22 protein-coding genes, 2 tRNA genes and 1 pseudogene are annotated in these 26240 nt (G+C 67.4%); 4 read left to right on the forward strand and 21 right to left on the reverse strand.

Annotated features, from left to right (window positions below; translation table 11 throughout):
• The first annotated feature begins 62 nt into the window (after window positions 1-62).
• The gene (locus ACFU5V_RS14425; protein WP_378430720.1) at window positions 63-527 is read left to right on the forward strand and encodes a hypothetical protein; all 465 of its coding nucleotides are present in this window, start codon (window positions 63-65) and stop codon (window positions 525-527) included.
• Here ACFU5V_RS14425 and ACFU5V_RS14430 read toward each other — a convergent pair.
• The 21 genes and pseudogenes from ACFU5V_RS14430 to dnaA all read right to left on the reverse strand — a co-directional run bounded on the left by ACFU5V_RS14430 (window position 517) and on the right by dnaA (window position 24588).
• Window positions 517-1488 (reverse strand): helix-turn-helix domain-containing protein, encoded by a 972-nt coding sequence (locus tag ACFU5V_RS14430; RefSeq protein ID WP_378430721.1) that lies wholly within the window; start codon window positions 1486-1488, stop codon window positions 517-519. The two genes, ACFU5V_RS14425 and ACFU5V_RS14430, sit on opposite strands and share 11 nt — an antisense overlap.
• A 50-nt stretch (window positions 1489-1538) precedes the next feature.
• On the reverse strand, window positions 1539-2129 hold the full coding sequence (locus tag ACFU5V_RS14435; RefSeq protein ID WP_378700048.1) for a chorismate mutase: 591 nt from the start codon (window positions 2127-2129) through the stop codon (window positions 1539-1541).
• Between the two features lie 19 nt (window positions 2130-2148).
• Entirely contained in the window at window positions 2149-2982 is an 834-nt protein-coding gene (locus ACFU5V_RS14440) for a siderophore-interacting protein (RefSeq protein ID WP_378430723.1), read from the reverse strand.
• Between the two features lie 94 nt (window positions 2983-3076).
• Window positions 3077-3149, reverse strand: a tRNA-Ala gene (locus tag ACFU5V_RS14445).
• A gap of 120 nt (window positions 3150-3269) precedes the next feature.
• Window positions 3270-3343, reverse strand: a tRNA-Ile gene (locus ACFU5V_RS14450).
• A 131-nt stretch (window positions 3344-3474) separates the two neighbouring features.
• On the reverse strand, window positions 3475-4872 hold the full coding sequence (locus ACFU5V_RS14455; protein WP_378700050.1) for a DUF3566 domain-containing protein: 1398 nt from the start codon (window positions 4870-4872) through the stop codon (window positions 3475-3477).
• Window positions 4872-7394 (reverse strand): DNA gyrase subunit A, encoded by a 2523-nt coding sequence (gene gyrA, locus ACFU5V_RS14460; protein WP_378430725.1) that lies wholly within the window; start codon window positions 7392-7394, stop codon window positions 4872-4874. The genes ACFU5V_RS14455 and gyrA overlap by 1 nt, the downstream gene beginning before the upstream one ends.
• Window positions 7395-7545: 151 nt before the next feature.
• A complete protein-coding gene (locus tag ACFU5V_RS14465; protein WP_378700052.1) occupies window positions 7546-8388 on the reverse strand; it encodes an MHYT domain-containing protein in 843 nt (280 codons plus the stop codon).
• Window positions 8389-8399: 11 nt separating this feature from the next.
• A complete protein-coding gene (locus ACFU5V_RS14470) occupies window positions 8400-8951 on the reverse strand; it encodes an ATP/GTP-binding protein (protein WP_005249094.1) in 552 nt (183 codons plus the stop codon).
• A gap of 13 nt (window positions 8952-8964) precedes the next feature.
• Entirely contained in the window at window positions 8965-9339 is a 375-nt protein-coding gene (locus ACFU5V_RS14475; RefSeq protein ID WP_005249095.1) for a DUF742 domain-containing protein, read from the reverse strand.
• Between the two features lie 7 nt (window positions 9340-9346).
• Window positions 9347-9763, reverse strand: coding sequence for a roadblock/LC7 domain-containing protein (locus tag ACFU5V_RS14480; protein ID WP_005249096.1), 417 nt, complete (start codon window positions 9761-9763; stop codon window positions 9347-9349).
• Window positions 9760-12603 carry a sensor histidine kinase gene (locus ACFU5V_RS14485; protein ID WP_378700054.1) on the reverse strand — a complete coding sequence of 948 codons (2844 nt, stop codon included), beginning with the start codon at window positions 12601-12603 and terminating at the stop codon, window positions 9760-9762. Before ACFU5V_RS14485 ends, ACFU5V_RS14480 begins: the two co-directional genes overlap by 4 nt.
• A gap of 425 nt (window positions 12604-13028) precedes the next feature.
• Window positions 13029-15071 carry a DNA topoisomerase (ATP-hydrolyzing) subunit B gene (gene gyrB / locus ACFU5V_RS14490; protein ID WP_378430728.1) on the reverse strand — a complete coding sequence of 681 codons (2043 nt, stop codon included), beginning with the start codon at window positions 15069-15071 and terminating at the stop codon, window positions 13029-13031.
• A gap of 197 nt (window positions 15072-15268) precedes the next feature.
• Window positions 15269-16207, reverse strand: a complete 939-nt coding sequence (locus tag ACFU5V_RS14495) for an alpha/beta fold hydrolase (protein WP_378700056.1) — start codon at window positions 16205-16207, stop codon at window positions 15269-15271.
• 40 nt (window positions 16208-16247) lie between these two features.
• Window positions 16248-17366 carry a PDR/VanB family oxidoreductase gene (locus ACFU5V_RS14500; protein WP_378700057.1) on the reverse strand — a complete coding sequence of 373 codons (1119 nt, stop codon included), beginning with the start codon at window positions 17364-17366 and terminating at the stop codon, window positions 16248-16250.
• Entirely contained in the window at window positions 17363-18271 is a 909-nt protein-coding gene (locus ACFU5V_RS14505) for a metal-dependent hydrolase (RefSeq protein ID WP_378430731.1), read from the reverse strand. Before ACFU5V_RS14505 ends, ACFU5V_RS14500 begins: the two co-directional genes overlap by 4 nt.
• Before the next feature lie 125 nt (window positions 18272-18396).
• Window positions 18397-18960 carry a DUF721 family protein gene (locus tag ACFU5V_RS14510; protein WP_378430732.1) on the reverse strand — a complete coding sequence of 188 codons (564 nt, stop codon included), beginning with the start codon at window positions 18958-18960 and terminating at the stop codon, window positions 18397-18399.
• Window positions 18950-20182 (reverse strand): DNA replication/repair protein RecF, encoded by a 1233-nt coding sequence (gene recF / locus ACFU5V_RS14515; RefSeq protein ID WP_378430733.1) that lies wholly within the window; start codon window positions 20180-20182, stop codon window positions 18950-18952. Before recF ends, ACFU5V_RS14510 begins: the two co-directional genes overlap by 11 nt.
• Window positions 20183-21118 (reverse strand): annotated as a pseudogene (gene gnd, locus ACFU5V_RS14520) (phosphogluconate dehydrogenase (NAD(+)-dependent, decarboxylating)); the annotation flags it as partial.
• Window positions 21119-21155: 37 nt separating this feature from the next.
• The gene (gene dnaN / locus ACFU5V_RS14525) at window positions 21156-22340 is read right to left on the reverse strand and encodes a DNA polymerase III subunit beta (protein WP_378700060.1); all 1185 of its coding nucleotides are present in this window, start codon (window positions 22338-22340) and stop codon (window positions 21156-21158) included.
• A 661-nt stretch (window positions 22341-23001) separates the two neighbouring features.
• Window positions 23002-24588 carry a chromosomal replication initiator protein DnaA gene (gene dnaA / locus ACFU5V_RS14530; RefSeq protein ID WP_378430736.1) on the reverse strand — a complete coding sequence of 529 codons (1587 nt, stop codon included), beginning with the start codon at window positions 24586-24588 and terminating at the stop codon, window positions 23002-23004.
• A 739-nt stretch (window positions 24589-25327) separates the two neighbouring features.
• Here dnaA and rpmH point away from each other — a divergent pair.
• From rpmH to yidD, 3 genes are read left to right on the forward strand one after another with little or no spacing between them, the layout of a single operon-like run.
• On the forward strand, window positions 25328-25471 hold the full coding sequence (rpmH, locus tag ACFU5V_RS14535) for a 50S ribosomal protein L34 (RefSeq protein ID WP_005263481.1): 144 nt from the start codon (window positions 25328-25330) through the stop codon (window positions 25469-25471).
• 27 nt (window positions 25472-25498) lie between these two features.
• Window positions 25499-25876, forward strand: a complete 378-nt coding sequence (rnpA, locus tag ACFU5V_RS14540) for a ribonuclease P protein component (RefSeq protein ID WP_378700062.1) — start codon at window positions 25499-25501, stop codon at window positions 25874-25876.
• Window positions 25873-26238, forward strand: a complete 366-nt coding sequence (gene yidD, locus ACFU5V_RS14545) for a membrane protein insertion efficiency factor YidD (RefSeq protein WP_378430738.1) — start codon at window positions 25873-25875, stop codon at window positions 26236-26238. Before rnpA ends, yidD begins: the two co-directional genes overlap by 4 nt.
• The last annotated feature ends 2 nt before the right edge of the window (window positions 26239-26240 follow it).

Here is a 26240-nt window from a genome sequence, read left to right on the forward strand (position 1 = left end):
GTACCACGGGTATCCCGCCGGCAGGTGCACACCAGCGCGAGGATCCGTTCCGAGGAACAGACATGACCGCCACACGTATCACCCACCGCATCGCCGTCGTCGCGTTTCCGGTCGCCGCCACCGCGGCCCTGCTGACGGCCGGCCCCGCAGGCGCCGACCCACCCCACCCCTTCGGCGGACCGGCCCTCACCATCGGATGTCCGAACCAGGGCAGTCTGATGTCGTTGACGGCGCTCACCGGCCAGTCCGGGCCGGAGGCGGTCCCGCCGATCGCCGACGGCGACATCCGCTTCGAGTCGCACCCCGCCGCGCCACCGATCCCGGCCGCCGCGCAGGTCACCGTCGCCTGGGTCAACACCGACAGCGGACGCTCGGGGATCGTGAATCTCGGCGGCGTCTACCCGTTCCTGTCCGCGACGGTGAACACCGGCGTCGGGAACGTGGTGGCCACGGCGTTCGGGTCGATCAACTTCGGCAGCAGCCCGATCTGCCAGGCGAACCCGGCCATCGGAACGTTCATTGCGTGAGTTCGGCCGTGTTGCAGCCGAACCGGCGACGGTAATCGCCGGGCGCGAGTCCGACCACCCGGTTGAAGTGGTGGCGCAGCAGCGCACCGGAACCGAATCCGGTGCGTCTCGAGATGGCCTCGAGACCGAGGTCGGTGCCCTCGAGTAGCTGCCGGGCGTAGAGCACGCGCTGCGTCGTCAGCCACTTCACCGGGGTGGTGCCCGTCTCGGCCGCGAACTTGCGCGCGAACGTCCGCGTCGACATGGACGAGCGGGCCGCGAGCTCGTCGATCGTGTGCGGTAACTCGAGGTTCTCGCTCATCCATGCCATCGTCTCGCTCAGGCTGTCCGACGTGCACGCGACCACCGGCTGCTCGATGAACTGCCGCTGCCCGCCGTCGCGTTGCGGCGGCACGACCATCCGGCGGGCGATCGTGTTGGCCACCGTGGAACCGAGTTCCCTGCGGACCACGTGCAGGCAGGCGTCGATTCCCGCCGCGGTGCCCGCGCTGGTGACGAGGTTGCCCTCGTCGACGAACAGGACGTCCGGGTCGACCACCGCGGTCGGGAACCGGGCGGCCAGCTCCTCGACGTACCCCCAGTGGGTGGTGCACTTGCGCCCGTCGAGCAGTCCCGCCTCGCCGAGCAGGAACGCACCGGAGCACAGGCTGAGGACGGTGGCACCGGCCTCCGCGGCCGCGCGCACGGCGTCGAGCGCCTCGTCCGGGAAGCCGGACTGCGCCCCCGGCGGCGGGACCACGACGAGATCCGCGTCGCGCAGCGAGTCCAGCCCGTATCCGGCGGAGAGCGTCAGTCCCGGGGTGACCGATGCGAGTGGTTCGCCGGGGCGGATCCCGCAGATCCGGAAGTCGAATGCCGGCACCCCGTGTTCGGTGCGGTCGATTCCGAACACCTCGCAGACCACACCGAACTCGAACATCGACACCCGGTCGAGGAGGAGGGTCGCGACCGTGGAGATCATGCCCCCAGTCTAGTTGGCGATATCTTGCCGGACCATGTCGAAACGGCCAGTCATTCGCGGACCGCGCCGCAGATCGACACGAGCGCGCGGGCCAGCGTCGCCTGATGCAGTGCGTCGAGGTGCTGTTCGGACGCCACCGCGACCGCGGCGTCGACGAGAGCGGGCACGCAACCCGGACCCGCGAGCAGTTCCTCCTGCTCACGCAACTGCAGCAGGATGTCGGTGTTCTGGCGGTCGATGACCGGGCGGACCTCCGTCAGGTCGGGCCGAACGGTCGGCGCCGCACCGGGCGCGACGCTCCACCAGGAGAACAGCGCGCGCTGCACCGCCTTGTTGGCCTCGATCTGATCCCGGAAGATCTGCTGCACCCGCGGCACACTCAGGCCCTCGTCGGCCGCCTGGGTGGCGACCGCGCCCAGAACCTGCGCCTCGCGCGCGGGATCGTCGATCGGCGACGGCGTGCCCCATTTGGCGGACGCCACCGTGTCCGCCGTGGCGAGACGCAGCGACACCGCCAGGGCGATCGGTTGCAGCGGGCGGGTCTGCGCACTCGCGGGTGCGGCCCCACCCACCGTCAGTATTCCGAGCACCGCCACGGCCACGACCGCTCGGCGGGCGAGTGCGGGCCGGACCGTCGTCATGGTGCGAGTGTAGGGCCGGTCAGTCGTCCAGGCCCGCGACTCCGCGTTTCCAGTAGCCCGTGAACAGCGACTCCATCCGGTCCTTGCTCCACGCGCGCAACGGTTTGATGTCGCTGGCCTCGCCGGCCGCGAAGAGGAATGTGCGACCGCCGGGCAGCGCGAGCGACTGCACGGTCGACGCCAGGGAGGACTCGCTGCCATCGCGAACGAGCCACGTCACGTCCACGTTGTCGCGCACGGCCAGCGGGTAGTCGTGCTCGACGGCGTCGTCGGTCTCGATCACGACGTGCGCCGACACGTCGGCCGGGGACTCGTCGAGCCACCGCGCGACCGCGGGAAGCGCGGTGGAATCGACCGCGAAGACGTAGTGGTCGAAGTTGTGGGCGAACGCCTTCGCGCCGGGCGGTCCGGCGATGGTCACGTCGTCGCCGATCTCGACCGTTTTCGCCCAGGACGACGCGAGCCCGCCGTCGTGCAGCACGAAGTCCAGGTCCAGTTCGCGGGCGTCGGCGTCGTAGCGCCGGACGGTGTACTTCCGGCTCGTCGGGAGCGGGCGCGGCCAGTCGAGCATCATGGCGTCGTTCACGACCGGGATGCGGCGGGTGCCGTCCGCGTCGGGGAACACGATCTTGACGTGATCGTCGGCCTGATAGGTGTGGAACCCGTCGAGGCCGGGACCACCGATCGTCAGGCGCACCATGCGGGGCGTGACGTACTCGCGCGCACGGACCGTGACCGTGCGAACTCCGATCGGGTAACCGATGCGCGCGGTCCCCTCCCCCGTCCGGTGGTGGGACGCGACGCGGCTGCGCGGGTCGAGACGGTCACGGGCTCCGGGATCGAGTGCGGTCATGAAGTAAGGGTAACCTCACCCGTTTCGGGCCCGCACAGCAGTGTGCCCCGGATTCTTTCCGAATCCGGGGCACACCGTCACTTCTGTGTACTTGTGGAGCCTAGGAGATTCGAACTCCTGACATCTGCCTTGCAAAGGCAGCGCTCTACCAACTGAGCTAAGGCCCCGTTACCTCGTGCCACACCTCGTTGCCGCGGAGCAACTTGGACAGTCCGATTGCCACCAGCACTCCGGCTCCCACGAACAGGAGGACCTTCATGCGACTGACCTTTCACCGGCACCAGGAGTGGGCCTAGGAGGACTTGAACCTCCGACCTCTTCGTTATCAGCGAAGCGCTCTAACCGCCTGAGCTATAGGCCCCTGAAGTCCGGAAACTCATCTCGCACAGTTCCCTGAACCGAGTCGGAAGATTACCCCACCGGACCGGCAACTACCAAAACCGGTCCGGCGAGACGCTCTTTTCCCAGCTCAGTCCCTCTCGGTTTTCGCGTTCAGTCCCGGTCCGCGAGCGTCACTTCGACGCCGCCGACGAGGTCCGAACACAGGTTGTAGATGAACGCGCCGATCGTCGCCAGCGCGGTGAAGAGCACCATGTTGGCCAGGCCGATGACGGCGGCGTATCCGAAGACCTGCCCGGCCGTCACGAGCCCGTCAGAGCTCGACTCCGCGACGATATCGGTGAACGCGTTGTTCAGCCGGTCCCACACCCCCATCCCGTCCAGGACGACGTACAGCAGACCGACGGCCACCATCCACACGAAGAACAGCGACACCGAGATGACGGACGAGATCTTCAGCGTCGACCACGGGTCGATCTTGCGGACCTGCACCGTCGCGCGGAGGGCCTCACCCTCCTCGACCCGCTGCGGGGCCACGGCGATCTTCGGCTGCTGACCCGTGGCCGCCGCCCCCGGCAGGGGGTGCTTGGCCTCGGACAGGTCCGGCATGTCCTTGGGGAGAACGTCCCGGTTGATGTGCCGGGTGGGTCCGTCGATCGCGGACGCCTTCGCCTTCGCGGCCTCCCGCTGCGTGACGGCCCCCGCCGCGGCTGCACCGGACACCGCACCGACCGCGGCGGTGGCCGCCGTCGAGGAGGTGCGGTTCGATTCCTGCGTGGGCGCGGGCCGGCCCTTCGCCTGGGAGGGGTTCTGCGCCGGCGACTTCTGCGTGGGCACCGCCTGCGTGGGCGCACCCGCATTCTGCGCGGACTGGGGACGCTGCCCCTGCGTGGAGCCCTGGTCCGGCGTCTTCTGGGTCGGAGCCGTCTGGGGCTTCTGGACGTCCTGGCCGCCGGCGGCCTTCGCGGCTGCAGCGCCCGCGGCGGCGGTGCCTGCACCGTTGGCCGGGTTCGGCTGCCCCTCCGGCCGCGAGGCCTGCTTGGCTCCCGCCCCGCCCTGCAGGGGCCGCTTCAGGTTGGTCTGCGGCTCACGCTGCATCCCCCGCTGCCACGGCGGCGCCTGATTGCCCCGGATGGACTCGGTGGGCGCACCACCCGCGGGAGCCCGGTTGCCGGGAGCCTGCTGCGGCGGGGCCTGATGCCCGGGGGCCTGCTGGTTCGGAGCCTGACCCTGCTGCGGTGGCACCGACCGGCCCTGCGGGGTCTGCGTACGCGGACCCTGATGCTGGGGAGTCGACGGAGACCGGGCCGGATCGGCCGGAGCCTGCCGATCCGGTCTCGCGTCGGGAGCACCGCCCGGCCGGGCAGCCGGCCCCGCCTGAGCGGGGCCACGACCGGCTGACGCCTGCGGCCCCTGCGGCGCGGAACCCTGCTGCGGGTTCGGTCGCGCCGACCCGTTCTCGGGAGTGCGGGAGGCCTGCTGGTCGGGTCGCGCCGGATTGGCGGAACCCGGGTTCTGCCGGTCACTGCCTGGCTGGTTGGGAGTGCTCACTAGGACTCCTTAGCTCCTTTGCCGCTGCTCTCGGCGTTGTCGTCGGTCTCGTCGGGTTCGTCGGCATTGCGCGCAATCGCGAGCAGGGTGTCGCCTTCCCCGAGGTTCATCAAACGAACACCCTTGGTCTGCCGACCCGCCTTGCGGACCTGCTTGGCGGCGGTGCGGATGACCCCACCGCCCGACGTGATCGCGTAGAGCTCGTCGTCGTCGTTCACGATGAGCGCTCCGACCAGGGTGCCACGTTTCTTGTCGTATTGAATCGTGAGTACACCCTTTCCGCCGCGTCCCTGGACCGGGTAGTCCTCCATGCCGGTGCGCTTCGAGTAGCCGCCCGACGTCGCCACCAGCAGGTAGGTCCCCTCGCGCACCACGTTGAGCGACAGCAGTTCGTCGTCACCGTTGAATCGCATGCCCTGGACCCCGGACGTGGCGCGTCCCATCGGGCGCAGCGCCTCGTCGGTGGCGGAGAAGCGGATCGACTGCCCCTGCGCGGAGACGAGCAGCAGGTCGTCGTCGGAGGAGCAGAGGACCGCGCCGACCAGTTCGTCCTCGCCGCGCAGGTTGATCGCGACGATGCCGCCGCTGCGGTTGGAGTCGAAATCGGTGAGCTTGGACTTCTTCACCAGACCGTTGCGGGTGGCGAGAACCAGGTAGGGCGCGTCCTCGTACGTCTTGATCTGGATGACGCTCTGGATGCGCTCGTCGGGCTGGAACGCGAGCAGGTTGGCGACGTGCTGTCCGCGGGCGGTGCGGCTCGCCTCCGGCAGCTCGTACGCCTTGGCCCGGTACACCCGCCCCTTCGTGGTGAAGAACAGCAGCCAGTCGTGGGTGGAGCTGACGAAGAAGTGCGAGACGATGTCGTCCTGCTTCAGCCCGGCGCCCTGCACACCCTTGCCGCCGCGCTTCTGCGAGCGGTACAGGTCGGTCTTGGTGCGCTTGGCGTACCCGGTCTCGGTGATCGTGACGACGACGTCCTCGCGGGCGATCAGATCCTCGTCGGCCACGTCGCCGTCGGCGGCGATGATGCGGGTGCGGCGGTCGTCGCCGTGCTTGTCGACGATCTCCTTCAGCTCGTCCCGGACGATCCGGCGCTGACGCTCGGGCTTCTCGAGGATGTCCTTGAGGTCGGCGATCTCCCGCTCGATCTCGGCGAGTTCGTCGATGATCTTCTGACGCTCGAGGGCGGCGAGGCGGCGCAGCTGCATCGCGAGGATCGCGTCGGCCTGGATCTCGTCGACGGTGAGCAGCTCGATCAGGCCTGCGCGCGCGATGTCCACGGTCTGTGACGCCCGGATCAGCGCGATGACCTCGTCGAGGGCGTCGAGGGCCTTCACCAGTCCGCGCAGGATGTGAGCGCGTTCCTCGGCCTTGCGGAGCAGGTACTCGGTGCGCCTGCGGATGACCTCGACCTGGTGGGCGACGTACAGCCGGATCATCTGGTCGAGGCGCAGGGTGCGCGGCACGCCGTCGACGATGGACAGCATGTTGCAGCCGAAGCTGGTCTGCAGCTGGGTGTGCTTGTACAGGTTGTTGAGCACGACCTTCGCGACCGCGTCACGCTTGACGGTGACGACGATGCGCATACCCGCGCGGTCCGAGGACTCGTCGTGGATGTCGGAGATGCCGGCGATCTTCGCGTCGCGCACCTGCTCGGCGATCGACGTGATCAGGTTGTCGGGGTTCACCTGGTACGGCAGTTCGGTGATGACGATCGTGGTGCGCCCCTTGGCGTCCTCCTCGATCTCCACCACACCGCGCATACGGACGGAACCGCGACCGGTGGTGTAGGCGTCGTGGATGCCCTGGCCGCCGACGATCAGGCCGTGCGTCGGGAAGTCGGGGCCCTTGACGCGTTCCATGACCGCGGTGAGGGTGGACTCCTCGTCGGCTTCCCAGTTCTCCAGGGCCCAGTAGATGGCCTCGGCGACCTCGCGCAGGTTGTGCGGCGGAATGTTGGTGGCCATACCGACGGCGATGCCGCCGGAACCATTGATCAACAGGTTGGGGATACGGCTGGGGAGAACTGACGGTTCCTGTGTACGACCGTCGTAGTTCGGGGTGAAATCGACCGTCTCGTGGTCGATCTCCCGGAGCATTTCCATCGCCAGCGGAGTCAGCCGGCACTCGGTGTACCGCATCGCGGCCGCGCCGTCGTTGCCGCGGGAACCGAAGTTGCCCTGACCGTCGACGAGCGGGTACCGCAGCGACCACGGCTGGGCCATGCGGACGAGCGTGTCGTAGATCGAGGCGTCGCCGTGCGGGTGGTAGTTACCCATCGTCTCGGCGACCGGTCGCGCAGACTTCACATAACCGCGATCGGGCCGGTACCCGTTGTCGTACATCGCGTACAGAACGCGGCGGTGCACCGGCTTGAGGCCGTCCCGCACGTCGGGCAGCGCACGACCCACGATCACGCTCATCGCGTAATCGATGTAGCTGCTCTGCATCTCCTGCTGAATGTCGACGGGCTCGATGCGGTCGTGCCCCGGTCCCTCCGGCGGCAACGTTGTGTCGGTCATGAGCTCCTTCTTCTACTCGGCTTGACGTCTCCTCGCGGACTCGCGGTCCAGCACGACGTCGCGCAACCACCCGAGTCTATAGGTGCAGGTCAGCTATGAGGGTGAAGGACTCGGGTGCGCCCGGGAATCGGTGCCGCAGGAGTCGCCCGATCTACTGGAGTTCGAGCTCCCTGCCCTGCGTTTCGGCGGCGAGGGATTCGGCGGCGAGCATGTCGGCCTCGAGTTCGAGCTCGGCGGCGACACGGTCGGGCGCCATCAGCAGCGCGGTGATCGGGATGGTGACCACCAGCATGCCCAGCACGAAGACGGGGAACAGGATCGAGAACACCTCGAGCCCGTCCGGACGCGCCACGGACTGGTCGACGGCGACGCTCAGCCCGAACACACCGGTGTAGTGCACGGCCACCAGCCCGGCCGCCACGACCACCGACGCCACCAGCCGCAGCGTGCGCGACTCGAGGGCCGAGACGGACCACATGATTCCGGCGCCGACGACGAGGCCGATCACCGCGGACGCCGAGGTCAGCAGGATGTCGGAGTTCACCGAACCCTGGATCTCGAGGGAGGCGACGATCGCGAGGTCCATGCCGGTGAATCCGATGCCGAGGAGCACCGCACCGCCTGCGAGGCGGCCGATCTCCACCGTTGCGCTCGGCAGCCGGTGTTTCGTCGGCGGCGGGCTGATGATCAGCAACGCCACCGCGGCGGCCGCGACGGGCACCACGAACGAGATCACGATCCACAGGACGTCGTAACGCACCACGCTGCCGTACACCTCGAATCCGACCATCGCGATGTAGTGCGGCAGCCAGGCGCCGATACCGCCGATGGACAGCGCGCCCCACGCCAGCCACAGGTACCGCTGCCTCGGGTTCGGCGCGGTCACCGCCTTGCGGGCGCTGGCGATACCGACGAAGACGCCGATGAACGACGTGACCGCGGCGAGGGCGACGATCCACGTGCCCATGGAGAAGTGCTGCAACTCGTCCGACATGTTTCGAATCCTCAGTACGCGGCCGTGTGGAGCTTGGTCAGTGCGTATTCGGTGATCGCGACCAGCGCGCGTTTCGCCGATTCCCGGTCACGCGCGTCGATCGGGATGATCGGCACGTCCTCGGAGATCGCGAGGGCCGCCCGAATGTCCTCGATCGGGTAGCGCGGGGCGTCGTCGAACTCGTTGATCGCGACGAGGAACGGCAACTGCCGGGCCTCGAAGAAGTCGACCGCCGCAAAACTCTCGTCCAGCCGGCGGGTGTCGATCAGGACGATCGCACCGATCGCACCGCGGATCAGGTCGTCCCACATGAACCAGAACCGGTGCTGACCGGGCGTGCCGAACAGGTACAGCACCAGGTCGTCCGCCAGGCTGATGCGACCGAAGTCCATGGCGACGGTGGTCGTGCCCTTCTGCGGTGTCGCAGCCAGGTTGTCGACGCCGTCGCTGGCGTTGGTCACGAGCGCCTCGGTGCGCAGCGGGACGATCTCGGAGACCGCCCCCACCAGCGTGGTCTTGCCGACGCCGAACCCGCCGGCGATCACGATCTTGGTCGAGGTCACCCGATTGCGGGGATCAGATTTCGCGAAGTCCACTGAGGACCCTTTCGATGAGTTCACGACGTTCGGAGTCGGTCGAGTCTTCCTTCAGGGTGGCCAGGATCTGAAGATGACCGGCCTCGACCAGGTCTGCGACGAGGACGCGTGCCACTCCGAGGGGCACACCCACCCGGGCGGCGATCTCGGCGACCGAAGGCGACTGCTGGCACAACGCGACGATGGCCGCGTTGACGTCGTCGAGTTCCCACTGCCGGTCCACCGACTGCGGCAGTGCCTGAATCAACGCTTCGAGCGCGAGCTCGACCGCAGGCCGGGTCCGGCCCGACGTCAGCGAGTACGGGCGCACGATGTTCGGGCCCGGCTGCTCCGAGTGGTGGTCGTTCATGGGCATGGGCTGGTCAGAGACCCTGCGGGGTGCGGGCCGTGGCCTGCACCGATGCGCCGACGCGGTCGACCAGGATCGCCATCTCGTAGCCGACCTGCCCGATGTCGCATTCGGCGTCCGTGAGTGTCGCGAGGTGCGAGCCGTCGCCGACGCTCATGAGCAGCAGGTACCCGTGCTGCATCTCGACCACCGACTGCAGCACGCCGCCGCCTTCGAACAACCGGGACACACCGGCCGACAGGCTGGCGAGCCCCGACGTGACCGCGGCCAGTTGCTCCGCCCGGTCGATGGGGAGGTGGGCGCTGGCCGCCATCAGGAGACCGTCCGCGGACACCAGCACGGCGTGCGAGACACCGGGGACGTCACTGGCGAAGTTCGACACCAACCAGTCGAGAGGTCGCGTGACGTCGGATCCATGAGCGGTGTTCATCGGTCTCCTTCAATGCTGTTACGTTCCGCGAGCCTCGTGGCCCTGCCGTTTCGGACGCCCTGCTGGTGACGACTGAGATTGGCGCGAATTGTCTCGGGGTCGCGCACCCGGCGCAGGGTCCCCGTATTGTGCGCGCCTTCGACCGTGCCGGGAACCAGCCGGTCGCCGGGACGCCGCTTCGGCAGCCCGATCTCCGGGTCGACCTCGACGGGGGTCTCGCTGATCCGTTCCGCGGCGGACCATCCGGCGTCGCCGGCGGAATGCCAGACGCCGGGTGCGCCCTCGGCGCCGGTCGGATCGGTCAGCCAGTCGGACACCATGTCGGAGAAGATCGGGGTGCCGCCGCCGGGCCGCGGGGTCGCCGCCGGGGGCGGATCGATCCGCGACTGGAAGAACGACGCGGTCTTCGCCGAGTTGGTGCGGTAGCGGTGCCGGACCGGTGCCTGGTCGTCGCCGTTCGACGACGGCGGCGCCGGTTGTTCCGCGGTCCGCGCCTCGATGCGGTTCTCGCTTCGGGGTGCGTGCGGTGCGTGCTGCGGCTGCGATTCCGCCGGCGCCGTCTCCGGCCGCGATTCCGGGGTCGCTGCCTGCGGCCGCCGCACGGGCAGCTTCGGCATCGCTCCGGATCCGCGGACGTTGACGGTGTCCTGGGACTGTGCGGCCGGGGCAGCGGCCGACGATCCCGCGCCGGCCGCGATGCCGCTGGCACCGGGCTGCCGCCGGGGCAGGCTGGTACCCGACGCCGTCGTCACCGCACCCGCGGCAGCCGGACTCGCCGCAGGCGGAGGCGTGGACTGGGTGCGGGTCGGCAGTCCGTTGCGGGTCGCGGGCAGCTGCGGGTCGTTCTTGCGCGGTGCCGGGGCCGCGGGCGCCGGGATGGCGGTCCGGACCGGTGCCGCGGGAATCTTCCGCTGCGGTCCCGTGTCCTGCCGGGCGGCCTGCGACACGATCAGCGCGTTCGGGATGTGGATGCTGACGGTGACACCCGGGTTGCGGGCGGTGTCGAACGTCGACCGCAGGCGCACGGTCAGACCGTGCCGCTTCGCGAGCCGGCTGACGACGAACAGGCCCATGTGGCGGGCGGTTTCGGGACCGACCTCACCACCCGACGCCAGGCGTTCGTTGACGGCGCGCATGTCGTCGGCGGGGATACCGATGCCGCGGTCCGCGATCTCGAGCAGCACTCCACCGTCCACGGCGCGAGCGAAGCTGAACGTCACCACCGTGTCCGGCGGCGAGGCGCGCAGCGAGTTGTCGACGAGTTCGGCGAGCAGATGCACGACGTCGGTGACGACGGTGCCGCTGAGCGCGCCTTCGGGGGTCGCGCCCATCTGGACGCGCTGGTAGTCCTCGACCTCGGAGATCGCGGCGCGCAGCACGTCACCGAGCGGGATCGGCGCCGCCTGTGACCGACGCACCCGGGTGCCGGCCAGAATAAGCAAGTTCTCACCGTTCCGGCGCATACGCGCGGCCAGGTGGTCGAGCCGGAACAGGCTCTCGAGCCGCTTCGGATCCTTCTCCTCGAACTCGAGGTTCTCGATCAGGCCGAGCTGCTGGTCGACGAGCGACTTGCTTCGGCGGGCGAGCGTTTCGAACATGTCGTTGATCTGCAGACGCAGTTGCGCCTGCTCACCGGCGAGCTTGAGGGCCTGCCCGTGGATGTCGTCGACAGCGCGGGCGAGCTGCCCGATCTCCTCGGAGGAGTGCACGGCCACCGGTTCGAACGACAGGCCCCGCGGATCGTCGCTGGCCTTGATCTGCTCGATCGCGTCCGGAAGGTCGCGGCGGGCCGCCTTCAGCGCGCCGTACCGCAGGCGGCGGATCGGGCCGATCAGCGACCGCGACACGAGGAGCGCGAGGACGAGCGCGGCGAGCAGCGTTCCGAGGACGATCGCCGTGTCACGCAGCGCGGCGGACCGGGTCTCGGCGGCGCGGATCTGCACGGTGGACGCGATGTCCTTCGCCGCTTCGCTGGTCAGGTCCTGGTAGACGTCGCGGCTGGCGATGAGCGAGGAACGCAGCTGCAGGATGGGCAGCACCCCGCCGCGTGCCGCGTCGGCCAGACCCTGGTCGATGAGGGCGTTGCGGTCGTTGATGTTGTTGCGCAGCGTCTGGAGCCGCTCGTCGCCCTTCGGGTAGTACCGGTCGAGGACGTCGAGGAGGCTCGATTCGGCGCCGGCGGCCGCGACGACGGCCGAGGTGGGAATGTCGCCCGTGCGGGCCTTCTCCCGTCCGTCGGGTCCGGCGTAGACGTCCTTCACGATCACGAGACCCATGGCCTGTTCGAACAGGCGGCGCTGCGCCTGCCAGGCGTTGGTCAGCTGGTAGCCCTTGTCGACGACCTCGCTGTCCTCGATGGGACGGACGATGTCGTCGACTTCGCGGATGAAGTCCGCGGCGAACGCGCGCTGGCGTTCCGCGAGCAGGTCGGTGGCGACGCCCGGCGAGTCCATCAGATTGAGGAGGGCGCGGCCGTCCGAGACGGTCTGATTGATGGAACTCGCGACGGCGGGATCCAGTTCGGGGTTCCGGGCCTGTTCGGACACGTTGTTCATCAGGGATTCCGCGGCCGCGCGGTCTTCCTTGGTGAGGGTGCCCGATGCGTAACCGCTGGTCACGGTACCCATCGAGGCCTCGAGGGCCACGATGTCCGGGACGACGACGATCTGGTCGGCGGCCTCGGTGAAGTGGACGGCGTTGCTCAGCTCGCCCTGCACGCGGAGCCCGCCGAGCACCATGGCGACGGTGACGGGAACTGCGAGTACCGCAGTGACCTTCCACCGCAGGCCCCAGCCCTCGATATCCCAGAACTTTGCCCGGGGCGGCGAATCGTCGCTCATCCCACGCTTCCTTTCCCACCACTCATAGCTTGTCGCTCTGTGCTCGTGACCCCGCCCGTGAGTGGGCAGCCGTACCGGATCGGACGACACGCGTCGACAGAGGAAAGTGATCGATCAGTTGCGCTGTGCGCAGCGCTGCCCGACTTACCGATTTCCGAATGTAACGAGTTCATCACATCCCCATGGGGAACGTTCTTACCACAGAAATTCCCCGATCCTTACTTCCAAGTAACATGCGCACCACTGATCCCAGACGTTGCCGCCACGGGGTGGATCAGCCGACCAGGCTACACAGAATCGCCGTTCACAGTCGAGGACGGAATTCTGCGTCGTCCGGTCCCGCAACGGGTCCAGACGAGTGCAGCCACCGGGGTCTTCCGACCACCGGTGGCTGCACGCGATCCGTATTCTCTTGTGCCCGATACCTAGACGTCGAGGAAGCGGACGTCCTTGGCGTTACGGGTGATGAAGCTCCGCCGGGCCTCGACGTCCTCGCCCATGAGGACGCTGAACAACTCGTCGGCCGCGGCCGCGTCGTCGAGCGTCACGAGACGCAGGACACGCACGGTCGGATCCATCGTGGTCTCCCACAGTTCCTTGGCGTTCATCTCGCCGAGACCTTTGTAGCGCTGGATGCCGTCGTCCTTGTTGATCTTCTTGCCCGACTCGAGGCCGGCCTTGACGAGGGCGTCGCGCTCGCGGTCGGAGTACGCGAACTCCGGGTCGGCGCGCTGCCACTTGAGCTTGTACAGCGGCGGCTGCGCCAGGTACACGTGGCCGTGCTCGACGAGCGGCCGCATGAAGCGGAACAGCAGCGTGAGCAGCAGCGTTGCGATGTGCTGGCCGTCGACGTCGGCGTCGGCCATCAGCACGATCTTGTGGTACCGAAGCTTCGCGATGTCGAACTCGTCGTGGATGCCCGTGCCGAACGCGGTGATGATCGACTGGACTTCGGTGTTCTTCAGCACACGGTCGATGCGTGCCTTCTCGACGTTGATGATCTTGCCTCGCAGCGGCAGGATCGCCTGGTACATCGAGTCACGGCCGGACTTCGCGGAGCCGCCTGCGGAGTCGCCCTCCACGATGTAGATCTCGGACTTGCTCGGGTCGTTCGACCGGCAGTCGGCGAGCTTGCCCGGCAGGCCGCCGAGGTCGGTGGCGCTCTTGCGGCGAACCAGTTCGCGGGCCTTGCGGGCGGCGACGCGGGCCTGCGCCGACGACACCGCCTTGTTCACGATGGTTTTCGCGTCGGCCGGGTTCGCCTCGAACCAGTGCGACAGGTGCTCGTTGCTCGCCTTCTGCACGAACGACCGGACCTCGGTGTTGCCGAGCTTCGTCTTCGTCTGACCCTCGAACTGCGGTTCACCTACCTTGACGGAGATGATCGCCGCGAGGCCCTCACGGATGTCGTCACCGGTGAGTTTCGGGTCCTTCTCCTTGAGCAGCTTCTTGTCGAGCGCGTACTTGTTGACCGTCGCCGTCAGGGCGGACCGGAAACCCTCTTCGTGGGTGCCGCCCTCGTGGGTGTTGATGGTGTTCGCGAACGTGTGGACCGACTCCGAGTAGCCGGAGTTCCACTGCATCGCGATCTCGAGTTCGTGGCCGGTGCCCTTCGCGGTGAAACCGACGACGGAGTTGTGGATCGGCTGTTTCGTGCGGTTGATGTGCCGCACGTAGTCCTCGAGTCCGCCCGGGTAGTGGTAGACGCGCGTCTTGACCTTGTGGACGGCCGGTGCATCGGCTTCGGCGTGCTCGTCCTCGGCGGTCTTCGGGGCGTCCGCGACCTGGCTGACGACCTCTTCGGTGACCTCGGCGTCGCTGACGCGCTCGTCGGTGAGGGTGATCGTCAGGCCCTTGTTGAGGAAGGCCATCTCCTGGAGGCGGCGCGCGACCGTCTCGAAGCTGTAGACCGTGGTTTCGAAGATGTTCGGATCCGCCCAGAACCGGACCGTGGTACCCGTTTCCTTGGTGGCCTCGCCCTTGACGAGTTCACCCGGCTTGGAGTCGGTGTACGTCTGGTTCCAGCGGAAGCCGTCGCGCTTGATGTCGACGTCGAGCCGGGTGGACAGCGCGTTGACGACGGAGATACCGACACCGTGCAGACCGCCGGAGACGGCGTAGGAGTCGGAGTCGAACTTGCCGCCGGCGTGCAGCTGGGTGAGGACGACCTCGACGGTGGGGACACCGGAGGCGTGCATCCCGACGGGGATGCCTCGGCCGTCGTCGACGACCTGCACGCCACCGTCTTCGAGAAGGGTGATCTCGACCTTGCTGGCGTAGCCGGCCATGGCCTCGTCGACGGAGTTGTCGACGACTTCCCAGATCAGGTGGTGGAGACCGCGTTCACCGGTGGAACCGATGTACATACCCGGTCTCTTACGGACGGCTTCGAGTCCCTCGAGGACGGTGATGGAAGAAGCGCCGTAGTCCTTGCTGGAGGTGCTTTTGTCTGACTTCTGGGCAGCCACGGGTGGGTAGCTCTCCTTCTCCGTCCAATGCCCGACGCAGGCGCCCACCGCCCTGGTCGGGCACGCGGGAGACGAGAATCGGGAATCTTGCCGCTAGTTACCTCGGCCATCTTACTGGTACGTCTGGCCCAGGAGCGGGCTATGACACCCCTGAGCGCCCCGTAGACGAATTTTCAGGGCGCTTCGGGAGTGAAAACCTAGGCCGACGCACTCTCGGACAGCCCGTCCTGGGCTTTCCCCCATTGCCGGTCCTCGATGTCCAGCACGAACTCCGCGGCGAGTTGCGCGATGTCCTCGGCGTGGGAGATGGGCGACCAGTGACCGGCGTCGACCCCTCGACGGCGCAGGTCGGGTGCCCATTTCTCGGTGTCCTCGTAGCCGACGGGCCGCACCGCCTTGTCGTTCTGGTTCAGGATCAGCTGGACCGGGACGTCGGTGTACCGGTCACGCGGCCGCAGCAGGCTGGTCCGGATGTTCGCCCGGTACAGCTTGAGACCGTTGACCATGTCGTCCGCCAGCGTCGGCGCCGGACGCACCAGGGCCGGGTCGAGGCGGTCGAAGAACTTCAGGAACGCCGGCCAGTGCCGGGAGAACCACAGCCGCAGCGGCAGCGTCGCCAGGCCCGGAATCTGGAACAGGACGGTGTAGCCGGACGCGACGGCCTGCGCGAGCGGCCCGCCGAACCGGCGGTCGGCGATGCGGCGGCGCATCCACTTCCCGAGGTGGTCGAGGTTCGGACCGGAGACGGACGTGAACGACCCGATCCGCGTACGGGCGCCCGGTTCGCAGACCGCCTCCCACGCCTCCACCGACCCCCAGTCGTGTGCGAGCACGTGCACCGGCCTGCCCGGGCTGACGGCGTCGATCACCGCGAACAGGTCGCCCGCCAGAGCGGGCAGCCGGTAGTCCTCGACCCGGGTGGGCACGGTGCTCTCGCCGGCGCCGCGGCTGTCGTAGCTGACCACCCGGAACCGTTCCTTCAGGAACGGCACCACCCGGCTCCACAGTTCGTGGGTGTCGGGCCAGCCGTGGACGAGCACCATCGTCTCGCCGGCGGGGTTGCCGTCCTCGAACACGGCGAGGTCGACGGAACCGTTGGTGATCCGCCGGGCGGTACCGGACGTGGATGAAGTCATGGGTGTCCTCTGATCGTCGTTCGGTTCGGGGTCGGGTGGGTTACAGGTCGAGGACGAGGCGGCCGCCGGCAGCGCGGGACACGCAGATCAGCATCTCGTTCTCCTGCTCGGCATCGGTGAGCCGCGTCTCGCGGTGGTCCGGCGTGCCGGACAGCACCTTGACCCTGCACGTCCCGCAGAAGCCCTGCTGGCACGAATACCCCACTCCGGGCATCGTCTTCTTGATCGCCGTGAGCGCGGATTCGTCGGCGGGCACGGTGAGCACTTCACCGGTGCTGACGAGTTGCACTTCGAATTCGGTTCCGCCGAGCACCGGCGGCGCGCCGAACCGCTCGAAATGCAATGCGGTGGCCGGGCTTCCGGGAAAGGCGCGGCGCACCGACTCGAGCATCGGCGTCGGCCCGCAACAGTAGACGGCGCCACCGGGCGCGGCACGCTCCAGCAACTCCGCAGCGGTCGGCAGGCCGAACTCGTCGTCGGGTCGGATGAAAACCCGTGACCGGTCGAATGTTTCGATCTCGTCGAGGAACGGCATCGACTCCCGCGACCTGCCGGAGTACACGAACTGCCAGTCCATCCCGAGTTCGCGCGCGGCACGCACCATCGCCAGGATCGGCGTGATGCCGATTCCGCCGGCGACGAACAGGGCACTCCCCTCGCCCACGAATGGAAATCCGTTGCGCGGACCACGAACCGTCACCGACGCTCCCGGCTCGAGGGCATGCATCTCGAGGGATCCGCCACCGCCGTCGGGGATCCGGCGGACGGCGATGCTGTAGCCCGTCCGGTCGGACGGGTCGCCGCACAGCGAGTACTGGCGTCGCAGCCCGGACGGCAGATGGAAGTCGAGGTGCGAACCCGGCTGCCACGCAGGCAGTTCGGCACCGTCCTCCGCCTCGAAGCGCAACTGCACGACGTTGTCGTCCAGTGCGACGACGTCCCGTTGGGAGACAACCATTTTCATCGCCACATCGGGGTTGTGCCCGGCGACGCCGGGGTCGTACTCGTACGCGGTGAGAACACGCAGATACTTGGCGGCCACCGCCTCGGTGAGCCGCATGGCGCGGTCGGGACGCGGGCGCCCCTTGATGTCCGGCGGTGCGTCGTGACGGGGCAGCCCCTGCCCGGTGAACACCTCCCGAACCTGGGACAGCTTCATCGCTCGGCCGCCTGAGCCGCCGGCGAGGACGCCAGGTATTTCACGGCCTGCGCCGTCGAACCCTCGTTGCTCGGGTGGTACGCCCGCGTGAAATACGTGGACATCCGCTTGCCGAGTTCCCGGGCCGTCGGGAGGGTGCCACGCTTGCCCGCCGCGAAGAAATCGGTCAGGTGCGGCTTGCGGCGGTGCGCCGACCACTGCGCGAGCTCCGGATCGTTCCGCATGAGGAATCGGGTGCCGCGCACCCACAGCCACACGATGACCGGGGTCACGATCAGCTGGGTGCGGATCCGCCGCGACTCCCGCTTGTCGAAGTACCGCATCACGTCGTATGCCACCGACCGGTGTTCCACCTCCTCGGCGCCGTGCCAGCGCAGCAGGTCGAGCATCGTCGGATGCAGCCCCGCGCGGTCGAGGCCCTCGGCGTTCAGCACCCAGTCGCCGAGGAACGCGGTGATGTGCTCGATGGCGGCGATGACCGCCAGCCGCTCGATCAGGTAGTTCTTCTCGCGCAGACCGGTCAGCGGTCGCGGTCCGAGGATCTTGGAGAAGGTCCACTCCATCTGCTCGGTGAAGGGTGTCGGATCGAGACCCTTCTCCTTCAGGTGCACCAGCACGCCGGTGTGGGCGTCGGCATGCATCGCCTCCTGGCCGATGAACCCGACGACGTCGTCGCGGAGCTGTTCGTCGTCGATCAGCGGCAGGGCCTCTTTGAACGTCTCGACGAACCACTCCTCGCCCGCGGGCAGGAGAAGGTGCAGGACGTTGAGGACGTGCGTGGTGAACGGATCGCCCGGGATCCAGTGCATCGGGAGGTTCGACCAGTCGAACTCCACGTTCCTGGCCTGCAGCAGGATGTGGTCCGGTTCGGGGATCGCGTTCCGGGGTGCAGTCGGGGCGGACATCTCACTACTCCTTCGTGCCGGCGGCTGCGCCACGACGGAGGCTTGTGGCACAGTTCACTCGATGACTTGGAGTAACTGTAACACCGGGTAATAGACAAAACTAGGGACCGAACGGCCGCTCCGGCCTATCCGTAGGTGTCGCGGGGACCACGCCCCCGGATGTGCCGTTCCCCTTTTCGCCAGCTCGGAGCGGTCGGACCGGTGATCCGCAGCGACTTCACGACGCCGTCACCGACGGCCGCGGCGATCTTCGCGAGAATCTGCGACTGCATCATCCGGAGCTGGGTCGCCCAGGCCGTCGACTCCGCGGAGACGCTGAGAATCCCGTCCCGCAGCCCGGTCGGTTCGGCGTGTGCGGCGATGTCCTCGCCGACCACCTGTACCCACCGTCCGAGGACGGTTCCCTCGGACACCTTGGGAGACCAGCCGCGTTGTTTCGCGAGCGCGCTGGTCAGCGCACCGAACGGCTGGGGATCGCGGTCGTCGGGCCCCGGACCGGACCAGCCGCGCCGTCGCCGGGCGCGCAGGGCCCGCACGCCGGTTCCGGACCGGCGTCCCTGCCCGACGGATTTTCCACTCGCCTTCGCCGCGGCCCGCGCCTCCTCGAGGGCACGCCGGGCGAGATCGATTCCCTTCACCTCCGGTTCGGGGGCTGCCGCGGGCGCGGCGGGTTCGGCGTCATCCGTCACGGCGGTCCTCCGTCTCTTCCAGGATGTGTGAGATTCGTCCTCGATCGGTGTCGCGGGCCTCGACACCGAACCGGACGGCGTCGAGTTCTTCCGGTACATCTTCCGGCACGGCAGCCGTGATCAACACCTGTTCGGCGTCCAGCGCAACCTTGGCGAGGGCGCGGCGACGCTTGCGGTCGAGTTCGGCGAACACGTCGTCGAGCATGAGGACCGGATCGCTGCCGTCCGAGCGCAGGAGGGCGAATCCCGCGAGTCGCAGCGACAGCGCGAACGACCACGACTCGCCGTGACTCGCGAATCCCTTCGCCGGGGTGTCACCGAGTTGCAGTTCCAGATCGTCACGATGCGGTCCGACGAGGCACACACCCCGCTCGATCTCCTTCGAGCGCATCACGGACAGCTCCTGGAGGAACCGCTCCTCGAGGAACGCGATGTCGCCGGACTCGGGCGCTCGCGCCGGTTCGGTGAATTCCGGCGGCAGCGACGAGCCCAGACTCGAGCGGTAGCGGATGCTCGCCGGCCGCGATTCGGGCGCCAGCGACTGGTACGACTCGGCCAGGTGCGGTGCGAGATCGTGGACGAGGTGCAGCCGCCCGGCGAGCAGCTGGGCGCCGTGCGCAGCGAGGTGTCCGTCCCAGACTTCCAGTGTGGCAAGGGCGCTCGGGCCGTCCTCGCTCGACTGACCGCTGCCGCGCGAAGACCGACGCAGCGCGCCGCCCGCGGTCTTGAGCAACGCCGACCGCTGCCGCAGCACCCGTTCGTAATCGGCTCGGACCGCCGCCATGCGGGGTATCCGGGACGTGAGGAGTTCGTCGAGGTAGCGGCGTCGGTCCCCCGGATCCCCGCGGACCAGCGACAGATCCTCCGGCGCGAACAGCACCGTCTGCAGAATCCCGAGAATCTCCCGCGGCCGGCGGGTGGGCGACTGGTTGATCCGGGCCCGGTTGGATTTTCCCTCGTTCAACTCGAGATCGACGGTCAGTTCCCGGCCGGTGTTGACGACGGTGGCCCCCGCGAACGCCTGAGCCGTTCCCGTCCTGATCAGCGGGGCGTCCGAACCGACGCGATGCGACGAAAGCGTCGACAGGTAGCCGAGCGCCTCGAGCACATTCGTCTTGCCGTGCCCGTTGGGTCCGACGAAGACGGTGCAGCCCGGACGCAGGTTCAGACCGAGGGCGTCCCAGGAACGGAAATCTCTGAGCGAGAGTGCGCGAACGAACACCTACGTTCCAGAACCGGCTTCTGCCTCGCCTGCCGCCTTCTTCACGGCGTGACCACCGAACTGGTTGCGCAGCGCCGAGACGGCCTTCATCGCGGGGGAATCGTCCTGACGGGACGCGAACCGCGCGAACAGCGCGGCCGAGATCACCGGCGCGGGCACGGCGTGGTCGATCGCCTCCAGCACGGTCCAGCGTCCCTCACCGGAATCGTCTGTGTAACCGGAGATCTCGGCGAAATCGGGATCCTCACCCAGGGCCTTGACGAGCAGTTCCAGCAGCCACGACCGGACGACGGTGCCGTTGGTCCACGCGCGCAGCACACCGTGGACGTCGGTGACGAGGTCTTCGGCCTCGAGCAGCTCGTAGCCCTCGGCGTACGCCTGCATCAGTCCGTACTCGATGCCGTTGTGGATCATCTTCGCGTAGTGGCCTGCGCCGATCGGGCCTGCGTGGACGAATCCGTCCGCACGCTCGCCCTCGGGACGCAGTGCGTCGAAGATCGGCAGTGCCCGCTCGACGTCCGTGGCGGATCCGCCGACCATCAGCCCGTAGCCGTTCTCGAGTCCCCAGACACCACCGGACACACCGCAGTCGAGGTAGCCGATGCCGCGGGAACCGAGCAGCTCACCGTGAATCTTGTCGTCGGTGTATCTCGAGTTGCCGCCGTCGATCACCAGGTCGCCGCTCTCGAGCACCGACGCCAGCCCGGTCACCGTGTCCTGGGTGATCTGTCCCGCCGGAACCATCACCCACACGACGCGCGGAGACTCGAGTCGCTGCGCGAGTTCCGCCAGCGACGCCACATCCGTGACCTCGGGGCGGGGGTCGTAGCCGACCACCTCGTGCCCGTGCGCGCGCAACCGTTCGCGCATGTTGAATCCCATTTTTCCGAGCCCGACCAACCCGATCTGCATCGTGATCTCCGTCCACTCGTGAGATGTCTTACGGCAGTACTGGTTTCGCTTCCGCGAAGCGTCAGCCCGGCAGACGGACCGGCATCAGCAGGTACGTGTACGCGCTCGCCGGTGCGGCGAAGTTGCCGGAATCGTCGGGCTCGATCTCCTCCTCGGTGGCCGGACGCAGCACCGCGGGGCGGCTGGGGGTCGTGAAGCCGAACAGCACCTGCTCGCTGTGCAGCGAGGACAGCCCGTCGATCAGGTAACCGGGGTTGAAGGCAATGGTGAGCGGCTCGCCCTGGAAGACCGCGTTCAAACCTTCCTCGGCGCGCCCGGCATCGTCGCCACCGGCGGAGAGCAGCAGCCCCTCGGTGGAGAACTGCAGGCGGACCTGCGCACCGCGCTCGGCGACGAGGGCGACACGCTTGATGGCCTCGAGGAGCGGAGCGATCTCCACGGTGGCCAGCGCGGTGTGCTCGGACGGCAGCAGCTGCCGGAACTTCGGGAACTCGGCGTCCAGCAGTCGGGTGGTGGTGCGACGGCCGTCGTTGACGATGCCGAGAAGGCCGTCGTTGCCGACCGCGGAACCCGAGCCGAGAGCCAGCTCGACCGGTGAAGTGGCATCTCCCGCAAGCGTTTTCGCCGACTCGGAGAGAGTCTTCGCCGGGATGAGGACGGCCGCGGTGGTGTCGGGGTTCGCCGGCGACCACTCGAGTTCACGGACCGCGAGACGGAACCGGTCGGTGGCGGCGAGCACGATCGCGTTGCGTTCGATCTCGACCCGGATGCCGGTGAGCATCGGCAGCGTGTCGTCCTTGCCCGCCGCGACAGCCACCTGGCTGATCGCCTCGGAGAACAGATCCGCGGGAATCGAGCCGGTCTGCTGCGGCAACTGGGGAAGCTGTGGATAGTCCTCGACCGGCATGGTCGGCAGGGAGAACTTGGCGCTTCCGCAGGTGATCAGCACACGGGTGCCCTCGAGCGTCACGTCGACGGGCTTGTTGGGAAGCGACTTCGTGATGTCGGCGAGAAGCTTGCCCGAGACCAGGACCTGACCGGCGCTACCGACCTCGGCCCCGACCCTGACCTGGGCCGACACCTCGTAATCGAATCCGGAAACCGTCAACCCTTGCTCGGTCGCGTCCAGGAGAACTCCGCCGAGGACGGGGACAGGAGGCCGCGACGGCAGACTGCGAGCGACCCATGCCACTGAATCAGCGAATTCTTCCCGGGAGACGCGAAACTTCAGGCTTCCAAGCTCCATCGCCGGGTTGTTCCTCTCGGTAGGCACGGTTGTTCGCCACGGTCGGGCCGTGACCACAGCACTGCAGTCTTTCACAGAGCGGCGATGCATAACCGTATGCCCTCGAGGACGAACTTGAAAGCGGAACGCGTCCGTCCTCGAGTCTCCGGCGGAGGCCTGTGAACGGACGCGATCCCCAACCCTGTTTTCAAAGAAGTTTTGAGAAGAATTAATGAGAAGTACTATTAGGTCCTGTGGAATCTGTGGACGAACAGCTGTAGACGCTGGTCCCTCCGCGTACTCGTATGGGGAATTCTCGAGGACAAACTCGAGGACCGATCCGGCACCCGTGTGGACTACTCGAGGTTGTTCAAAGTTCTGCACGTTCTGTCCACAGAGATTCCACCCCATCCCCACATTTATCCACAGGTGTGCATGCTTTATCCCAGGTCGCAGCGTCGGCGTGTCGCCCCGGTGTGTCGCCCCGGCGGGGTTTCGGACGAGCCTCGAGTAGACCCTCGAGCGACACCTCGAGGACCCGCTCGAGCCCACCCTCGAGGACCCGCTCGAGGAGCCCCTCGAGTTGCCCGCGGCGGCGGAGCCGGACCTCGCCCTCCCACAGAACGGGCTGTGCCCCCGGTAGGCGAGCTACCGGGGGCACAGGAGAGGCAGAGGTGAGCGACTACCTCTTGGAACGCTGCTTGATTCGGGCGGTGAGCTCCTGGACCTGGTCGTAGACCTTCCGCCGCTCCGTCATCTCCTTGCGAATCTTCTTGTCCGCGTACATGACGGTGGTGTGGTCGCGGCCGAACGTCTGCCCGATCTTCGGCAGGGACAGATCGGTCAGCTCACGGCACAGGTACATGGAGATCTGGCGGGCGGACGCCAGCGGACGCGCCTTGCCGGGCCCGCAGAGGTCGTCGATCGACATGTTGAAGTACTCCGCGGTGACCGCCATGATCGTCGCCGCATTGATCTCGAGACTCGACGAGTCCGGCATCAGGTCACGCAGCACCACCTCGGCGAGCGTGAGGTCCAGGGGTTGCCTGTTCAGGGACGCGAACGCCGTCACACGGATGAGGGCACCCTCGAGTTCCCGGATGTTGCGTTCGATCCGGGAGGCGATCAACTCGAGGACGTCGTCGGGCACCTCGAGCCGGTCCATTCGGGCCTTCTTGCTGAGGATGGCGATGCGGGTCTCGAGTTCGGGCGGCTGAACGTCGGTGATCAGGCCCCATTCGAACCGGGTGCGCAGGCGTTCCTCGAGTGTCGCCAGCTGCTTCGGCGGCCGGTCGGAGGAGACGACGATCTGCTTGTTCGCGTTGTGCAGGGTGTTGAAGGTGTGGAAGAACTCCTCCTGGATACCTTCCTTGCCCTCGATGAACTGGATGTCGTCGACCAGCAGCACGTCGGTCTCGCGGTAGCGGCGTTTGAACGCCACCTTGCGGTCGTCGCGGAGGCTGTTGATGAAGTCGTTGGTGAATTCCTCGGTGGAGACGTACTTGACGCGCATCCCCGGGAACAGCCGCTGGGCGTAGTGGCCGGCGGCGTGCAGCAGGTGTGTCTTGCCGAGGCCGGACGCACCCCAGATGAACAACGGGTTGTACGCGCGCGCCGGCGCCTCGGCGATGGCGACTGCCGCGGCGTGGGCGAACCGGTTGGACGAGCCGATCACGAACGTGTCGAACGTGTACTTCGCGTTGAGGCTGTTTCCTCCCGTCGCCGCAGGTGCCGGGCCTGCGGGCGGCTTCGTGAAATACGACGGCCAGGATTCGTGGACGCTGGCGAGGGCCTCGCTGTCGTCGTCCACCTCCTCGAAGTCCGTGGTGTCGGAATACGGCTGGTCTTCCCCGGAGCCGAAGCGGCGCCTGCGGAACGTGCCCGAACTGGTGACGGACGGCTCGAGGTGGCGAGGGGTGTGCACAGGTTCCGGGTCGGGCCTGCGCTCCCTGCTCGGGGCCTCGGACTCGGGTTCGTCGTCGACCGGGGCGGCGATGCGCACACCGAGACCCTCTACCTGCTCACCGAGATGCCGGCCGAGCGCGTGGAGGATCGGCTCACGAAGATCCCGTTCGATCGCTTCCTGCGCGAAGGGCGACGGAACGGACAGCAGCGCGAAGCCCTGTGCGAGTGTCAGCGGTTTGACGAGCGCCAACCACGCCTTCTGTCCCCTCGTCAACGGCGGCAGATCGCCGCCGGGCGAATCGGATGTGAGGTCGGCGACGACGTCGATCCAGATCCGTGCGAGCGCATTCGGATCGTCGTTCACGAGGTTCCTCCCCAGTGTGTTCGCGGACTCGGTGCCTGCGGTGCCGAGTCCAGTGTCGGTGCCGTCGTCGAGGCGGAAATGGGAGCTTCCCCGACCTGAGGATGGACCCCGTACGGACCTACGAATATGCCATCTGAACTGTGTTTCCACACAATTATCCACAGATGTGGACAAACCGCAGACGCCTCCCGTTTGGGCGGCGTGTGACGGTGAGTGGTCCAGATTGAGCGCGCTGACCTGCGCTTATGCATGCGAAACCTGGATGAGCGGGTGTGGGGACCCGAGAAGTGAAGGGTGTCAGGAACCCTCGTGACGATCCGAAGCGGGACACCAACTGTGCCCTGTGGATGAATTGTGGTGAATGTGCAGATGAGAACGGTGAAGTCGAGAGCTGGGCACTCGATCAGGGTTCATCGGCGAGACCATGCATAGACGCTAGCAACTGTGTCGGCAACCTCACAGTGGTTTGGCACATCGGAAGTTGGGGTGCAAGCATTTGTCGATCCTCGGCGTGTCGGTCAGCCGATTCGCGGGGGAATCGCAGGTGAGCGAGTTTGACCTGACCGGGAGTGGTAAGTACTCTCGAACAGTCACCCTGTGGTGAGGTGGCGGTTTCGTGCTGGCTCGAGTCCAGTGTCGGAGGCGTTTCATCCCCACCCTGTGGATGAACACCTGAGTTTTCGCCAATGTTAGATCCATGACGCCGGGAGGCGTCGATGAACTTCGAGGAGTGTTGACCGTGGCCAAGGGCAAGCGGACGTTCCAGCCGAACAACCGACGCCGCGCGCGCGTTCACGGCTTCCGTCTTCGTATGCGGACCCGTGCGGGTCGTGCAATCGTTTCGGCGCGTCGCCGTAAGGGCCGCGAATCCCTCACCGCCTGATCCCGACACTGGGTTCGGGAGCTCGGGGTGTTGCCTGAGCCGCACCGATTGCGTCGTCATTCAGATTTTTCGTTGACTGTGCGACGTGGTCGTCGGATGGGAAGACGCGATCTGGTTGTGCACGCGTTCGACCGTGCACAGGCAGATGAGCTGGTGAGTAGCGGCGGTCCGCGATTCGGACTGGTTGTGAGTAAGGCTGTCGGGCCGGCGGTGATTCGACATCGAGTCGCACGCCGGCTTCGTCATATCTGCATCGACCTCGTGGATGGTGTTCCATCAGGAACCGATGTGGTGATTCGCGCTCTCCCGGGAGCTGCGACTGCAAGTAGCCGGGACCTGGAGAAGCAACTCCGTGCAGGTCTCCTTCGATTGGACCTTCTTGCGCCCGTGAGTAACTCCACATGAAAAGCGCACTCCACGAGTCGCGCACCGACACGGCCGAGGACAGCTCCTCGGCCTCTTCCGCGTGGAAATCGGTCCGTGCGTTACCGGCGCGCACTCTCATTTTCTTCATCGAGCTCTACCGGACGTATGTGTCGCCCCTGCGGTTGCCGACCTGCCGGTTCATGCCGACCTGTAGCGAGTACGCAGTGGAATCCCTGCGCACCCACGGGGCGATCAAAGGCCTTTTCTTGACGGTGGTTCGGTTGGCGAAGTGTGCCCCCTGGCACCCTGGAGGGTGGGACCCGGTCCCTGCCCGTCACGACCGTCATGCGGGTAGCCGTCGTTGCTGTCCGGCGAACGTGGACGAACAGAGGAGTACATAGAG

Origin of the sequence: Rhodococcus sp. NPDC057529, assembly GCF_042802055.1 — a bacterium.
Classification (GTDB): Bacteria; Actinomycetota; Actinomycetes; order Mycobacteriales; family Mycobacteriaceae; genus Rhodococcus_F.